This window comes from Clostridium sp. 2218st1_F5_2218SCRN_220325, assembly GCF_039062665.1.
Lineage (GTDB): Bacteria > Bacillota > Clostridia > Peptostreptococcales > Peptostreptococcaceae > Intestinibacter.
In genome coordinates this window covers 16,196-33,118 of record NZ_JBCLNH010000010.1, presented here as the reverse complement: position 1 = coordinate 33,118, position 16,923 = coordinate 16,196, and the positions used below count along the sequence as shown (strand labels likewise).

The following is a 16,923-nucleotide window of genomic DNA, read 5'->3' as shown; positions in this document are numbered from 1 at the left end:
TTTAATATAAACATTTTACTTGTATTTAACAATAATATATTCGGAGGGATAACATGACAGAAAGAAAACTAGGTTTTAGTACATTACAAATTCATGGGGGACAAGAACCAGATTCAGCGACAGGTTCTAGAGCTGTACCAATTTATCAAACAACATCATATTGTTTTGAAAGTGTGAAGTATGGTGCTGATTTATTCGCATTAAAACAAGAGGGGCATATATATTCAAGAATATCAAATCCAACTGTTCAAGTATTTGAAGATAGAATGGCATTACTTGAAGGTGGAGTAGGTGCAGTAGCATTTTCTTCAGGAATGGGGGCTATAAATGCAGCTATACTTAATATAATACAAGCAGGGGATGAAATAGTAGCGGCACCAACTTTATATGGAGGAACATATAATTTACTTTCAAATATGCTTCCTAAATTCGGTATAAAGGTTCATTTTGTAGACCCAGATGATCCAGAGAGTTTTAGAAAAGCAATAAATGATAAGACTAGACTTGTTTATGCTGAGACAATAGGAAATCCAGGGATAAATTTAATCGATATAGAAGCTATAGCAGATATTGCTCATGAAAACAAAATACCATTTATGCTAGACAATACTTTTGGAACACCTTATTTAATAAAAGTATTTGAACATGGTGTAGATATTGTAGTACATTCAGCAACTAAATTTATAGGTGGTCATGGAACTACTTTAGGTGGGGTTGTTGTTGATAGTGGTAATTTTGATTGGATAGGAAGTGGAAAGTTCCCTTGTTTGACAGAGCCAGATATGTCTTATAATGGTCTTAATTATGCAAAAGATGTTGGAGCTGCGGCTTATGCGACTAAATTAAAAGTTCAATGGTTGAGAGATTCAGGAGCTTGTTTAAGTCCATTTAATGCATTTATGTTATTACAAGGTTTAGAAACAATGTCGCTTAGAATAGAAAGACATATAAGCAATACAAAAGCTATAACTGAGTTTTTAAATAATCACCCTCAAGTTGCATGGGTTAATTATCCAGGGCTTGAAGGAAACAAATATTATGAATTAGGGCAAAAATATCTTCCAAAAGGTGCAGGTTCAATATTTACATTTGGCATAAAAGGTGGGCTTGAAGCAGGCAAGAAATTTATAGAAAGTCTTAAAATATTCTCTCACCTTGCAAATGTAGCAGATGCTAAATCTTTAGTTATACATCCTGCAAGTACTACACATGCTCAACTGAATGAAGAAGAACAAGAATCAGCAGGTGTTAGACCTGACATGATAAGAATGTCAGTTGGTATAGAAGATATAAATGATTTACTTTGGGATATAGACCAAGCTCTAAAAGCAACTTTATAAGAATTGTTGTAAGAAAATACCAATAGGTATATAATTTAAATAAGAGAGTAGTTATTGATGTATATTACATTTTTAGCTACTCTTTATAATTTAAAATAGTAAAAATTAATATTATGCATTTTAAAATATCTATATATTTTAAAATCTTTGTGAAAGAAGGGGTTTGAGTGGAGGCAAGTCAGAATAAAGTCAATTATTTATTTTCTAATTCAGACTTAAGAAAATTGATAGGACCATTAATTGTGGAACAGTTACTTTTAATAGTCGTTGGTTTAGTAGATTCAATTATGGTTGCAAGCGTAGGGGAAGCGGCAGTATCAGCAGTATCTTTAGTAGATACTATTATGGTATTAATAACCCAAGTATTTATTGCATTAGGTACTGGTGGAGCTGTAGTTGCAGGTCAATTTTTAGGTCAAAAAAATGAAGAAAAGTCATGTGAAGCATCAGATCAATTAATGTTATTTTTATTAGTAAGTTCTATAGGAATTATGATTTTGGGATATCTGTTAAAATATTTTATATTATACAAGGTATTTGGAAAATTAGAAGCTGATGTTATGGGATTTGCAAATATATATCTATTGATAGTATTTTTATCAATTCCAGCTATAGCAATATATAATGGAGCAGCAGCTTTGTTTAGAGCTATGGGAAATTCAAAAGTGACTATGAAAATATCAATTCTTATGAATAGTGTAAACTTTATAGGAAATGCAATATTAATATATGGACTAAAAATGGGGGTTGTAGGTGCTGCAATTCCTACAGTTTTCTCAAGATATTTAGCAGCTATAATAGCATTTTATCTTATAAGAAATCAAGATTTACAAATTCATATATCAGAAAAAATGTGTTTCAAATTTGATAGAAGTATGATAAAAAGAATTTTATATATAGGAATTCCAAATGGGCTTGAAAATAGTATGTTCCAACTTGGAAAAATAGTAGTACTAAATTTAGTTGCAAGTTTTGGTACAGCTGCTATTGCAGCAAATGCAGTTAGTAACTGTCTTGCACTTTTTCAAATAGTACCTGGAATGGCTATAGGTCAAGCTGATTTAGCAGTAGTATCACAATGCGTAGGTGCTGATGATGAATACCAAACAAAATATTATACTAAAAAAATGTTGAAACTAAGTTATATAGGAATAATAATCACGAATATATTTATATTTTTAGCATTAAATCTTATTTTAGATGTATATAACTTATCTGAAGGAACTGCCCAAATGACTAAACAAATAATAATATATCATGGTGTTATGGCGATGCTTATTTGGCCATTATCATTTATGATAGCAAATACACTTAGAGCATCAAATGACGTTAAGTTTTGTATGATAGTTTGTATATTCTCAATGTGGATTTTTAGAATAGGTTTTAGTTACATTATAGGAAAATACATGGGATTAGGAGTATTTGGTGTATGGGTAGCTATGACTACAGATTGGGTTGTAAGAAGTATATTTTTTGTATGGAGATATTTGAGTGGAAAATGGAAAGTACATTGGTACTAAAAGTTTTTCATATAAAGAAATCTTTATTCTAAAGACATTTCACAAGGTAGATTTCTTTGAAACACATGTAAGGAAATTATAATTATCTACAAACCAGATAATATATAATTTCCTTAGAATTATAAAACGAGGCTAGTACTAAGCAAATTAAATTTACTTTGTAGTAGCCTTTTTTATATTATTTTTATAATCAATATTTTCGTTATTATATATTTCTATTTTCAACAAATACATTTTCAAAGTTAGATTCTTTATTATCTATAACAAGCTTTATAGTATCAAAGAAAACTGCCTTGTCATTTGTGATAGTTGTGTTCTTTTGATATATAACATATAAATTTTGTGATGGAGAACTTGAGTCTAATTTATTTTTATTAGATTCAATATTTAAAGTTTTATTATCCAAGCTACATTTTATATCAGTAAATTCATTTTCTATTCCATTAAAAAATATATAAGTATTTGATTTTGTATTAATTTGATAAACTCCTTCTTTTTGTGAAGCTTCATTTATAAAATTTTTTAGTTGTGTATTGCTAATTGATGAAATATCAACTCTATTTAACTTGACCATGTTGTTAGAAGTATCTTCTTTTTTACAGCCGAAAGCAAATAATGCAATTATGACTAATATTACAATAGATAGTTTTTTCATATGTTTTCCCCTTAAAAATTTATTTTTGATAATAATATTATACTATAGGTTAAATATAAATTATATAAGATTACTTATAACAGTGATTAAATTTTAAGAGACAAATAGCAAGAAAAAAACTGGAATAACTTGATATATAAGTGTTAGAGAAATATAATTTTGATATGATTTTTGTACCAATTAGGGATAGGAGTCTTTTTTTGTGTAAAGAAAATTAACCTATAGAAAAAATAAAAAAATAAAATTACATCTATTGACAATTAATAAAAAAATAAATAAAATATATATAGCAAGCTATATATTTAGGAGAATTAATATGGAAGAAAAAATACTTATAGGTTTTTTAATTAAACAAATACATATAGCATTTGAGACACGTTGTCATAAAAACTTACAAAGATACAACTTGACTCCGTCACAAATGGATGTGCTTTTATATTTAAAAAGACATGAGGAAGATAAACTTACTCAAAGGGATTTAGAGACAGGATTAACACTTAAAAATCCTACAGTTACAGGGTTATTAAATAGATTAGAAGAAAAAGGATTTATAACTAGAGAACAAAATTTAAATGATAAAAGATCTAAATTTATAAAGATGACAGAAAAAACTCAAAGAGTATTAGACGATGCTTATTTATATATACAAGAATTAGATGCCCAAGTGCTAAATGGTATTTCAGAGGAAGAACAAGAACAGTTATTTAAGCATATATATAAAATTCTAGATAATTTAAAGTAATTCTCATTTAATAATTTTAAGTTGCCCTTAAAATATTATAATGAGAAGTTTATAATGTCCAAAATTAAATAATTTATTTAATTTAAAATAAAATTTATATATTGAGGAGGAAGAAATGATACGAAAATTATCATCATATATTGGTGAATTCAAAAAGAATTCTATAATCACGCCTATATTTATGGTATTAGAGTGTATATGTGAAGTTATAATACCACTATTAATGGCGATGATTATAGACAATGGTCTGAACAATAGTGATATGGGCTATGTAGCAAAAATAGGAATACTTATGCTTGTAGTAGCTATGTTATCACTTCTTTGTGGTGCATTAGGTGCAAAGTTTGCAGCAAATGCTTCAGCAGGTTATGCGAGAAACTTAAGACGTGCGATGTTTGAAAATATACAAGATTTTTCATTTGAAAACATTGATAAATATTCAACAGCAGGTTTAGTAACAAGACTTACAACAGATATAACAAACGTGCAAAATGCATATCAAATGATTTTAAGAATGCTTGTTAGAGCACCAATCATGCTTATATCTGCAATGGTAATGTCAGTTTTAATTAATCCAAGTTTATCACTAGTATTCTTTGGATCAGTAATATTCTTAGGGTTAATATTAGCGCTTATAATAAAAGTTGCATTTCCTAGATTCACAGCTGTTTTCAAAAAATACGATGCATTAAATGCAAGTGTACAAGAAAACTTAACAGGAATAAGAACTGTAAAATCAGCAGTAAGAGAAGAGTTCGAAATAAATAAATTCAAAAAAGCTTCAGGAGATGTAAGAAATAGCTTTATTTTTGCAGAAAAATTAATAGTACTAAATGCTCCAGTAATGCAAATTACTATGTATACATGTATATTACTTTTATCATGGTTAGGGGCTAAAATGATAGTTTCAAATACTATGACAACAGGTCAACTTATGAGTTTCTTCACATATTCAACACAAATACTTATGTGTTTAATGATGTTATCTATGGTATTTGTTATGATAACTATGGCTAAATCTTCAGCAGAGAGAATACTTGAAGTTTTAGATGAAGAAAGTACTATAAAAAATCCTAAAAATCCAATAAAAGAAGTAAAAGATGGATCTATATCATTTGAAAATGTAGATTTCTCTTATGCTAATGATAAAAATAAATTAAACTTAGAAAATGTAAACCTAGAGATAAAATCTGGTGAAACAATAGGAATTATAGGTGGAACAGGTAGTGCAAAATCTACATTGGTTCAATTAATACCAAGACTTTATGACGTTACAGCAGGAAGCATAAAAGTCGGTGGAGTAGACGTTAGAGACTACGATATAGATACTCTTAGAAATGAAGTTTCTATGGTTTTACAAAAGAATGTATTATTTTCAGGTACTATAAAAGAAAATCTAAGGTGGGGAGATAAAAATGCAACAGATGAAGAATTAGTAGATGCATGTAAAAAAGCATGTGCAGATGAATTCATTCAAACATTCCCAGATGGATATGATACTTATATAGAACAAGGTGGTACAAATGTATCTGGTGGTCAAAAACAAAGACTTTGTATCGCTAGAGCATTACTTAAAAAACCTAAAATATTAATTTTAGACGATTCAACAAGTGCAGTTGATACAAAAACAGATGCTACAATTAGAGCAGCGCTACAAAATGACATAGCATCTACAACTAAAATAATAATAGCTCAACGTATATCATCAATAGAAGCTAGTGATAAAATAATAGTTTTAGATGACGGTAAAATAGATGCTATTGGAACACATGATGAATTAAAAGTAAACAACGCTATATATAGAGAAGTTTATGAATCACAAGTGAAAGGAGCTGACGATAATGAGTAAACAATTTGCTAAAGGAAATAAAAAAGCTCCAGGAAACAACCCTATGAAAACTTTAAAAAGAATGATTAGTTATATTTTTAGAGATTATAAATTTTTATTCTTTATAGTTTTAATAACATTATTTATAAGTTCTATTGTTTCAGTAGTAGCAAACTTATTCTTAAAAACATTAATAGATGATTATATAGTTCCACTATTAGGACATAATAACCCAAGCTTTAAAGCATTATTAACAGCTTTAGCTATAATGGCTGCTATTTTCTATACAGGTGTAATATCAACTTATATATATAGTAGACTTATGGTTAATATATCTCAAGGAACATTAAAAAATATCCGTGATGATTTATTTGAACATATGGAAAAACTTCCAATCAAATACTTCGATACACATGCTCACGGAGATATAATGAGTATATACACAAATGATACAGATACATTAAGACAGATGATAAGTCAAAGTATACCTCAACTTATCTCTTCTGTAATAACTATAGTAGGGACTTTTGTTTCTATGATAGTACTAAGTCCAATACTTACAATATTAATAGTTCTTATGGTATTTGTAATGTATCAAGTAATGAGAATATTAGGCTCTAAAAGTGCTTTCTTCTTTGGAAACCAACAAAGAGATATAGGTAAAGTTAATGGATATATTGAAGAAATGATGGAAGGTCAAAAAGTCGTTAAAGTATTTAGTTATGAAGAAGATTCTAAAAAGAAATTTAACGAATTAAATGACTCATTATTTAATAGTGCTGACAATGCCAATAGTTTTGCAAATATGCTTATGCCTATAATGAATAACATAGGAAATATAAGTTATGTTTTAATAGTTGCAATAGGAGCTGTACTTGCAATAAGTGGTGTAGGAAATTTAACTTTAGGTGCATTAGCATCATTCTTACAATTAACAAGAAGTTTCAATATGCCAGTTGCGCAAGTATCTCAACAATTTAACTCAATAATAATGGCTCTTGCTGGTGCAGAGAGAATATTTAACTTAATAGATGAAAAGCCAGAAGTAGACGACGGATATGTTACATTAGAAAATGCTATAGAAGAAGATGGCGAAATAAAACCAGTAAAAGAACGTACAGGAACTTGGGCTTGGAGACATCCACATAAAGCGGAAGGAACTGTAACATATACTAAATTAACTGGGGATGTTGTATTTGAAGGTGTAAACTTCGGTTATAACGACGACAAAATCGTATTACATGATATAAATATGTATGCTAAGCCAGGACAAAAAGTAGCATTTGTTGGTGCTACAGGAGCTGGTAAAACTACAATAACAAACTTAATAAATAGATTCTATGATATACAAGACGGTAAAATAAGATATGATGGAATTAATATAACTAAAATTAAAAAAGACGATTTAAGAAAATCGCTTGGTATAGTTCTTCAAGATACTCACTTATTTACAGGAACAGTTATGGAAAACATCAGATACGGTAAATTAGACGCAACTGATGAAGAAGTAATCGCTGCTGCAAAACTTGCAAATGCACATGGATTTATAGAACATCTAAAAGATGGATATAATACTGTATTAACAGGAGATGGAAGCAACTTATCTCAAGGTCAAAGACAACTTTTATCAATAGCTAGAACGGCAATTGCCAACCCTCCAGTTTTAATACTAGATGAAGCTACATCAAGTATAGATACTAGAACAGAAAAAATTGTTCAAGATGGTATGGATAAACTTATGGAAGGTAGAACAGTATTCGTAATAGCGCATAGATTATCAACTATCAAAAACTCTGATGTTATCATGGTTTTAGAACAAGGTAGAATAATAGAGCGTGGAAACCACGATGAATTAATAGAAAGAGGCGGCAAGTATTATCAATTATATACTGGTGCTTTTGAATTAGATTAAAAATTATATAAATATTACAAAATATGCTCAGTTAGTAAATCTAACTGGGCATATTTTTTTGTTTGAATAAAAAAAATATAGAAAAATTATATAGAAAAAGAGCTAAATTTGAATAGATATGTATATTTTTAGAAAAATTTTTTTAGAGGAAGATATATCTAAAATAAATAATTCTTTAATGATAGGAGTTATATATTTGGGAAAGTTATTTACTTAAATTTGTTAAAAAATAAAATTAAATTTTTCTAATTAAGGGGGCGGTCATATGAAGGAAAAAAACGAAAAAGTAAAGAGTTTTAAAGCATATAAGAAGAGGAAAAAGAATAAGAATAAAAGAGGTATATTTAAGAAAAAAACAGGAATATTGGTGCTTGTTTTAATTGTAGCAGTTGGAATAGGAGATTTATGTATTTACCAGATTTCTTCTAGCTTAAAATACGATATATACTATTTAGAAAAAGATTTAAAAGAAAAACAAAATAAGCTACAGACATTAGAAGTTGAAAAAAGGGTAAACCAAAATTCAAAAAAAATTGAAAAAGATGCTAGCAAAAAATTAGATATGATTTATCCTGCAGAATATCAAAAAAAATATATTTCTGTGGATGATTAAATAATATGATTTTTATACATTATAAAGAGGAGGATGATTATGAAGAAGATAAGAATCAGAAGCAAAAAAAGGCTAGTTTTAGTCCTTGTTTGTGCGTGTACCTTGTTCTTAGTATTAATAGTCCGAACTTGTTATCTACAACTTATAAAAGGAGAGTGGCTGAGCACAAAAGCATCTGAACAACAAACTAGAGAAATACCAGTTGAATCAAAAAGGGGAACAATATACGACAGAAATATGAAGGAGATGGCAGTTAGTGTCACAAAATATACTATTTGGTGTAAACCTGTTGAAGTAAAAGATAAGAAAGAAGCAGCTAAAAAAATTTCAGAAATTGTTAAAGATAAGGATTATGATGAAATATTAAAATTATTATCTAAGACAAATCAAGCATTAGTCAGAATTCAACGTTGGGTAGATGATGATGTTGCAGATAAAATTCAAAATGCATCTATTCCAGGTATATGGATATCAGAAGACCCACAAAGATATTATCCATATGGCAATTTTGCACCATATGTATTAGGTCATACATCATCAGATGGAGAAGGTGTAACAGGAATAGAGCTACAGTACAACAAAGAATTAAAAGGTCAAGATGGAAAATTAATTGTCAGTACAGATGCATCTGGTAGAGAAATCAATCAAGGGGTAGAACAATATTATGAAGCAGTTCAAGGAAATGGAATTGTTTTAACGATAGATGAGGTAATCCAAAGTTATGCTGAAAAAGCAGCTCAAAGGGCATATGAATTAAACAATGCTAAGAGGGTTAAAATAATAGCGATGGACCCTAAAACAGGTGACGTTTTGGCAATGGCATCAAAACCAGATTATGATCCAAATCAACCTACAAAGGCAATATATCCATACTTTGAAGAACTATTAGACAGCTATGACGACGACAAAAAAATAAATGCTTACTATGAAATGTGGAGAAATACTCTTATAAGTGATACTTATGAACCTGGATCTACATTTAAACTTGTAACTGCTACATCATCAGTAGAAGAAAACGTAATAAAACCAAATGAAAAATTCACATGCACAGGTAGTGTAACTGTAGAAGGTAGAAGAATTAAATGTTGGAGATCTTATAGACCACATGGTAGTGAAACATTTGAACAAGCAGTTCAAAATTCATGCAACCCAGTATTTGTAGAGTTAGGAAAGAGACTCGGCGTAAGTAGATTATATGATTACATAGAGGCCTTTGGTCTTACAAGTAAAACAGGTATAGATTTGACTGGTGAAGCCAACAGTATACTATACAAAGAAAAAGATGTAGGTCCTGTAGAGCTTGCGACTATTTCTTTTGGTCAATCAATATCAGTAACCCCTATCCAACTAATAACTGCAGTTTCATCAATAGCAAATGACGGAAAATTGATGCAACCAAGATTAGTCAAAGCATATACAGACAACGAAGGCAACATAACAAAAGAGGTTGAACCTAAAACTGTAAGACAGGTAGTATCAAAGGAAACATCACAAAAAATGTTAAAAGTTATGGAATCTGTCGTTACTGACGGTGGAGGTAAAATAGCTTATCTTCCTGGATATAGACTAGGAGGAAAGACAGGAACAGCACAAAAGGTTATAGATGGACAATATGCACAAGGTAAGTATATATGCTCATTTATTAGTGTAGCCCCTGTTGATGACCCTCAAATAGTAGTGCTTGCTATAGTCGACGAACCGACAGACGTAGTTGCATTTGGTTCAACTACAGCAGGTCCAATTATAAAAGAAGTAATGAGCCAAAGTTTAGAATATTTAGGAGTTAAAAAGATTTATACAGAAGAAGAGAAAAAAGAAAATGAAAAGAAACAAGTTAAAGTTCCAGATGTAAGAAACTTAACAATAAAAGAAGCCACAAAAGTGCTAGAAGAAAGCAACTTAGAATCAAATTTAGATACAGATATAGAAGTAGACGAAAAAAATATAGTTACAGATATGTTTCCAAAGCCAGGAGTAAAAGTAAACGAAGGTTCAAGTATAACCCTATACTACAACAATAATAAATAAATATACAGCAAGTAAATACATTATAAAACTCTAGACATTATACATATACATTTAATAATATTAAGATAAAGTAAATGAAAGCGTTACGACGTAATACTTATATTATAAATATCTTCAAAAATGAGGCGATTTGGTATATAATTAATAAGATTGGAGATGTAGATAGTATTATAAATAAGTTTTTAAACTTGGAAACATAATATCACAACCAAAATTTTTACAGTCATCACACAAAACTTTAAGATTAAAATGTATAAATAGGAATATTTAGCATAAAAAAAGTTAATAATCGCAAATGAAAAATAATTAATTAAAAAAGATGAAACAACAGGGAGAGGAGTTTTAATAATGTTAGGAATTAAACAACTTACGTATACAGCAATGATTGGTTTCTTAATAGTAGTAATACTTGGACCAATATTTATACCAATGCTTGCTAGATTTAAATTTGGTCAAACGGTTAGAGATGAAGGACCTCAATCTCACTTAGCAAAAAACGGAACACCAACAATGGGTGGTGTTATGATGATAGTAGCTATATTAATTACAGGACTTACAAGAGCAAAAATAAGTCAAGGACTGATAGTTGGACTTATTTGTATAGTAGGATTTGGTTTTGTAGGATTTTTAGATGACTTTATAAAAATAAAAATGAAAAGATCGCTAGGTCTTAAAGCTTATCAAAAGATAATACTACAGTTTGCTCTTGCTTTATATATTGCATATTATCAATATAGTGCATCACCAAGCGCAACACAACTTGTTATACCATTTACAAACCATATAATCAATTTAGGAATATGGTATATACCATTTATGATGATATTCATAATAGGAACTGTAAATGCAGTTAACTTAACAGATGGACTTGATGGTCTTGCATCAGGTGTTACTTTAATAGTATCATGTTTCTTCATACTATTTGCAGTATCAATATCTAATTCTGATGTAGCTATACTTGCTGCAGCAACAGCAGGTGCTTGTTTAGGATTCTTAGGATTCAATGCATATCCTGCAAAAGTATTTATGGGAGATACAGGTTCAATGGCATTAGGTGGAGCAGTAGTTGCATTTGCTACTCTTACTAATTCACCACTATTAATAGTAATAGTAGGATTTATCTACTTAGCAGAAGCTTTATCTGTTATGATACAAGTAACTTACTTCAAATTAACTAATGGTAAAAGAATATTTAAAATGGCGCCATTACACCACCACTTTGAACAATGTGGATGGCCAGAAACAAGAGTTGTATTCATATTCTGGATTGCAACAGTAGTTTTATGTTGGATAGGTGTTTTAGCAGTATTTTAAGTGATGGGGGTAAATTAAAATGGATTTAAAAGGAAAGAATGTTTTACTTATAGGTTTAGCAAAGACTGGTATATCAACTATTAAATTATTAGATAAATTAGAAGCTAAAATTACAGTTAACGATATAAAAACTGAAGAAAAATTAGCAGATATATTAGAAGAATTAAAAGATATAAAAAATGCAACTTATATACTTGGATATCATCCAGAAGAAGTAGATCATATTGATTTAGCAGTAGTATCTCCTGGGGTACCTCTTGATTTACCATTTATACAAAAACTATATTCTAAAAATATAAAAGTAATTGGTGAAGTAGAATTAGCATATGAATTATCAAATAATCCTACTTTCATAGGTATAACAGGTACAAATGGAAAAACAACTACTACATCTTTAGTAGGAGAGATATTTAAAACAGCTAAATGTGACACATATGTAGTTGGAAATATAGGAAAACCAGTTATAGAAACTGTCGGTATAGCTGATGAAAAATCTTTCTTAATTACAGAGCTTAGTAGTTTCCAATTAGAAAGTATAGTAGAATTTAAACCGAAAGTAAGTATGATACTTAATCTTTCACCAGACCATCTAAATAGACACCATACAATGGAAAATTATATAATGGCAAAAGCTAATATATTTAAAAATCAAGACGAAAATGATTTTACAATATTAAATTACGATGATGAAGCAGTTAGAGCTTTATCAACTAAATGTAACTCTCAAGTTTTATACTTCTCTAGAAAACACCAAGGTGTAAGAGGAGTATATGTAAACAATGAAGGTAATATAGTAATAAATATAGATAAAGAAATAGTACTTCTTCACGAAGATGAACTTAGCTTACCAGGAGGACATAACTTAGAAAACTGCATGGCTGCAGCGTTAAGTGCATATGTTTCAGGTATAGATATTAAAGTAATAAGAGAAGTATTAAAAACTTTTAAAGCAGTAGAACATAGACTAGAATATGTAAAAACTGTAAATGGAGTTATGTACGTAAATGACTCAAAAGGTACTAATCCAGACTCAACTATTAAAGCAGTAACTTCTTATAAAAAGCCTATTGTATTAATAGCTGGTGGATATGACAAAGATAGTACTTATGACGAACTTTTAGATATTGCAAAACAAAATGTAAAAGCTTTAGTATTATTAGGTGAAACTGCACCAAAAATAGAGGCTTGTGCAAAAACTAAAGGATTTGAAACTATAAAAATAGTAAAAAGCATGAAAGAAGCAGTAGAAACTTCTGCTCAGCTTGCAAATGAAGGTGATGTAGTTTTACTTTCACCAGCTTGTGCAAGTTGGGATATGTACACAAGCTTTGAAGTGAGAGGACGCGACTTCAAAGATAATGTAAACAATTTATAATTTAACCTCTTCCTTCGAAGCTAATAGCGATGAGGAGGGTGGTAGTCATTCATATGCCTAATGAAAGTTTGAAAATTAAAAAGCAAATTACAAAGGGGATGAAGACGGAGTTTGATTTAGTAATTTTTTATACAACAATAGCCTTAGTACTATTTGGAATAGTTATGGTGTTTAGTGCAAGCTATGTTCAAGCATCATTTAAACACCATGATGGCTATTTTTTCTTAAAAAGAGATATAATTTATGCAGTGCTAGGGTTTGTGGGAATGATGTTCATGTCAAATATAGACTATAATATTTGGAAGAAAAATTCATTGCCACTTTGTATATTTACTGTTATATGTTTAGCGTTAGTTTTGACACCATTAGGTATAGAAGCTAACGGTGCTAAAAGATGGCTAGGTGTAGGTGGAGCTACATTTCAGCCATCGGATATAGCAAAATTTGTAACTATAGTAATTACAGCAAAAGTCATAGAAAAAAGATATGAAAATATAAAATCTTTGACAAAAGGTGTTATACCAATTTTAATAATTCCATCAATATTTTTTATATTAATAATGTTACAACCTAATATGTCTACAGCTGGGACTCTAATAATAGTTGTATTTATTATGTTGTTTGTAGCAGGAATGAATATGAAATTCGTAATGACTATGTTAATTGCAGGTATTGGATTATTTGGAGTTTTAGTCATTGCAGAACCATACAGATTAAAAAGATTTACAGCATTCTTAGACCCATTTCAAGATCCACTTGGAAGTGGATATCAAGTTATACAAAGTCTTTATGCAATAGGCTCTGGCGGCCTTTTTGGGCTGGGACTTGGCAAAAGTAGACAAAAATATTTTTACATACCAGAACCTCAAAATGACTTTATTTTTGCCATAATTGGCGAAGAGTTAGGTCTTGTAGGTTGTATTTTAGTTATAATGTTATTTGTAATATTAGTATATAGATGTGTGAAGATAGCCTTAAAATCAAAGGATTTATTTGCATGTATGGTAGTGATAGGAATCGGTGCCCAAATAGGAATACAAGCAGCATTCAATATAGCTGTTGCAACATCTTCTATGCCAGCGACTGGGGTGGCACTTCCATTTATAAGTTATGGAGGAACCTCGCTCACGGTGCTGATGGGTGAAATTGGAATTGTGTTAAACATCTCAAAAAAAGTAAAAATTAATTAACAGGAGATGATGAAGTGAAGGTATTATTAGCCGGTGGCGGTACTGGAGGCCATGTATACCCAGCTATAGCTATAGCAAATAAAATAAAAGAACATAATCCTGATTGTGAAATTTTATTTGTTGGAACTAAAAACGGTATAGAATCTGAAATAGTTCCAAAAGCAGGTTTTGAATTAAAAACAGTCACAGTTCAAGGTTTTAAAAGAAAAATAGATTTAGACAACATAAAAAGAGTATTTAAACTATGTAAAGGTTTAGAACAATCTAGAAGAATCGTAAAAAAATATAAACCAGATATCGTAATCGGTACTGGAGGATATGTAAGTGGACCAGTTTTATTTAACGCAGCAATGAACAAAAGAGTAACTATAGTCCATGAGCAAAACTCTTTCCCAGGTGTTACAAATAAAATATTATCTAAAGTAGCAACTAAAGTTCTTACAAGTTTTGAGGATTCTCACAAAAGATTCCCAGAAGCTAGTCAAGATAAACTAGTTCTTACAGGAAACCCAGTAAGAAAAGAAATATTAAATTCTAGAAAATTTATAGCGAGAAAAAATCTAGGTATTAGCGAAGATAAAAAAATGGTACTATGCTACGGAGGTAGTGGTGGTTCTGAAGAAATAAACGACGCTATGAGACTTGTTATAGAAAACATGGTAAAAGAAGATGTTGCATTTATATTTGCGACAGGAAAAGTTTATTATGATGAATTTATAGAAACTATAAAAGATATCGAACTTAAACCATACCAAAGAGTTATGCCTTACTTAGATAATATGGCTGATGGTCTTGCAGCAAGTGACATAGTAATCGGTAGTGCAGGTGCAATATCTTTAGCAGAGATAACTGCTCTTGGAAAACCTTCAATAATAATTCCAAAAGCTTATACAGCAGAAAATCACCAAGAATACAATGCTAAAAGTATAGAATCTCAAGGTGCAGGAATTGCAATTTTAGAAAAAGATTTAACACCACAATCTTTAAATGAAGCCGTATTTAAATTACTTGGAGACAAAGAATTACTAATAGATATGGCAAATAATGCAAAGAAAATAGGTAAACCAGAAGCAATTGACTTAATCTACAATGAAATAATGAAATCTTATAATGAAGCTGTTGGCTCTAAAAAGAAAAACAAAAAGCAAAAAGAGCAAGCTGAAGTTAAAGAAGAAAATGTAGAACAACAAACTGCACAAGAATCTAAAGTTATAGGAATAAAGAAAAAATAAGTTAATAATTTAAATATAAAAGATATAGAATTAATCAAAATAAATTGATTTCCTCTATATCTTTTTTTGATAATAAAATACAAAGCTCGATATATTTTGGCTTTTTTATATAAACCATAAAAAGAATTAGTATTAATTTGTTTCAAAAAAATTAATTTATATGTAGGAAATATTATCATCGGTGTAGTATTTTTGATTTATAAACTTATATTTTCAGGAGTGGTTTTATGAAAAAGAAAAGAAGGAAAATAAGAATAAATCGATTGATAATGTTATTTCTATTTATATTCCTATTTTGTTTTTGTTTTATAGTATTTATAAGAAGTGATTTTTTCTGTTTAAAAAATATAGATGTAGTAAATAATCAAGTTCTTTCAAAAACTGAAGTCAAAGATTTAGCTAAAGTTAGTACAGGTAAAAATTTATTTTCATATGATTTAAAAAAAATCAATGCAAATGTAAGTGAAAGTAGATACATAGAAAGTGTAAAAGTTAAACTTTCTATACCACATTCAATAATAATAGATGTAAAAGAAAAAGGTATTAATTGTGTTTTGAAAGATAAAGGCGACAATTACTATTACATTGACGAAGACATGAATTATATAGATAAAGTAAAGTATGAAAAAATAAAGGATAACTGTCCAATAGTTCAAATTGATTTTACTATAAAAGATAATAAATTAAATTTTGAAAATAAAAATGATAAGAAAAAATTAGCTTCATTGCTGAAAAATATTAAAAAAGAAGGACTAGATAATAAAATCAATAGTATTGCTTTTTTAGATAACAGTACAATTAGCATGAATACAAAAGAAGGAATAAAAGTCATAATTGATAAAAAAGGTGATATGAAACATGATATGGCAAAATTGACTCAAATTTTAACTGATTTAAAAAGTCAAAATATAAATTACGGCAAAATTGATATGACATTTTCAAAATACACCTTATATACATATAAATAATATGAGAATAAGAAGTACAAAAAGTAAAAATAAGTACAATTTAACGTTTTTTAGTATATAAGTTATATATATTATAAAAAGTTTAACAAATTAAATAAAATAAATGATATAATATAGATGTTATATTTAAAATAGGTTTAATAGTACATAAGACATTTGAAGTAGTAGACAATTTAGAGACAACAATAAAATATATTTATTTTAAT

At 29.1% G+C, this 16,923-nt stretch carries 13 protein-coding genes; 12 read left to right on the top strand and 1 reads right to left on the bottom strand.

Annotated features, from left to right (window positions below):
* Positions 1-53: 53 nt before the first annotated feature.
* Positions 54-1,340: an O-acetylhomoserine aminocarboxypropyltransferase/cysteine synthase family protein gene (locus ABCM86_RS07575; protein WP_195929809.1), complete on the top strand. Its 1,287-nt coding sequence runs from the start codon at positions 54-56 to the stop codon at positions 1,338-1,340.
* A 167-nt stretch (positions 1,341-1,507) separates the two neighbouring features.
* The gene (locus ABCM86_RS07570; RefSeq protein ID WP_295675564.1) at positions 1,508-2,860 is read left to right on the top strand and encodes an MATE family efflux transporter; all 1,353 of its coding nucleotides are present in this window, start codon (positions 1,508-1,510) and stop codon (positions 2,858-2,860) included.
* Between the two features lie 205 nt (positions 2,861-3,065).
* Here ABCM86_RS07570 and ABCM86_RS07565 read toward each other — a convergent pair whose 3' ends face one another.
* The gene (locus ABCM86_RS07565) at positions 3,066-3,515 is read right to left on the bottom strand and encodes a hypothetical protein (RefSeq protein WP_195929807.1); all 450 of its coding nucleotides are present in this window, start codon (positions 3,513-3,515) and stop codon (positions 3,066-3,068) included.
* 316 nt (positions 3,516-3,831) lie between these two features.
* On the opposite strand from ABCM86_RS07565, the gene ABCM86_RS07560 reads away from it, so the two are divergent.
* The 10 genes from ABCM86_RS07560 (at position 3,832) to ABCM86_RS07515 (ending at position 16,717) form a co-directional block, all read left to right on the top strand.
* Positions 3,832-4,257 carry a MarR family transcriptional regulator gene (locus ABCM86_RS07560; protein ID WP_295675562.1) on the top strand — a complete coding sequence of 142 codons (426 nt, stop codon included), beginning with the start codon at positions 3,832-3,834 and terminating at the stop codon, positions 4,255-4,257.
* Positions 4,258-4,372: 115 nt separating this feature from the next.
* Positions 4,373-6,106: an ABC transporter ATP-binding protein gene (locus ABCM86_RS07555; RefSeq protein WP_295675560.1), complete on the top strand. Its 1,734-nt coding sequence runs from the start codon at positions 4,373-4,375 to the stop codon at positions 6,104-6,106.
* Positions 6,099-7,997 (top strand): ABC transporter ATP-binding protein, encoded by a 1,899-nt coding sequence (locus ABCM86_RS07550; protein WP_195929804.1) that lies wholly within the window; start codon positions 6,099-6,101, stop codon positions 7,995-7,997. Before ABCM86_RS07555 ends, ABCM86_RS07550 begins: the two co-directional genes overlap by 8 nt.
* Before the next feature lie 265 nt (positions 7,998-8,262).
* Positions 8,263-8,610, top strand: coding sequence for a hypothetical protein (locus ABCM86_RS07545; protein ID WP_295571466.1), 348 nt, complete (start codon positions 8,263-8,265; stop codon positions 8,608-8,610).
* 39 nt (positions 8,611-8,649) lie between these two features.
* Positions 8,650-10,638, top strand: coding sequence for a penicillin-binding transpeptidase domain-containing protein (locus tag ABCM86_RS07540; protein WP_295675558.1), 1,989 nt, complete (start codon positions 8,650-8,652; stop codon positions 10,636-10,638).
* Positions 10,639-10,995: 357 nt separating this feature from the next.
* The gene (mraY, locus tag ABCM86_RS07535; RefSeq protein WP_343003800.1) at positions 10,996-11,952 is read left to right on the top strand and encodes a phospho-N-acetylmuramoyl-pentapeptide-transferase; all 957 of its coding nucleotides are present in this window, start codon (positions 10,996-10,998) and stop codon (positions 11,950-11,952) included.
* 19 nt (positions 11,953-11,971) lie between these two features.
* Positions 11,972-13,327 (top strand): UDP-N-acetylmuramoyl-L-alanine--D-glutamate ligase, encoded by a 1,356-nt coding sequence (gene murD / locus ABCM86_RS07530; RefSeq protein WP_295571469.1) that lies wholly within the window; start codon positions 11,972-11,974, stop codon positions 13,325-13,327.
* 38 nt (positions 13,328-13,365) lie between these two features.
* A complete protein-coding gene (gene ftsW, locus ABCM86_RS07525) occupies positions 13,366-14,517 on the top strand; it encodes a putative lipid II flippase FtsW (RefSeq protein WP_330605475.1) in 1,152 nt (383 codons plus the stop codon).
* 14 nt (positions 14,518-14,531) lie between these two features.
* Positions 14,532-15,749 carry an undecaprenyldiphospho-muramoylpentapeptide beta-N-acetylglucosaminyltransferase gene (gene murG, locus ABCM86_RS07520; RefSeq protein ID WP_343003783.1) on the top strand — a complete coding sequence of 406 codons (1,218 nt, stop codon included), beginning with the start codon at positions 14,532-14,534 and terminating at the stop codon, positions 15,747-15,749.
* A gap of 227 nt (positions 15,750-15,976) precedes the next feature.
* Positions 15,977-16,717, top strand: a complete 741-nt coding sequence (locus ABCM86_RS07515) for an FtsQ-type POTRA domain-containing protein (RefSeq protein WP_295761473.1) — start codon at positions 15,977-15,979, stop codon at positions 16,715-16,717.
* Positions 16,718-16,923 lie beyond the last annotated feature (206 nt).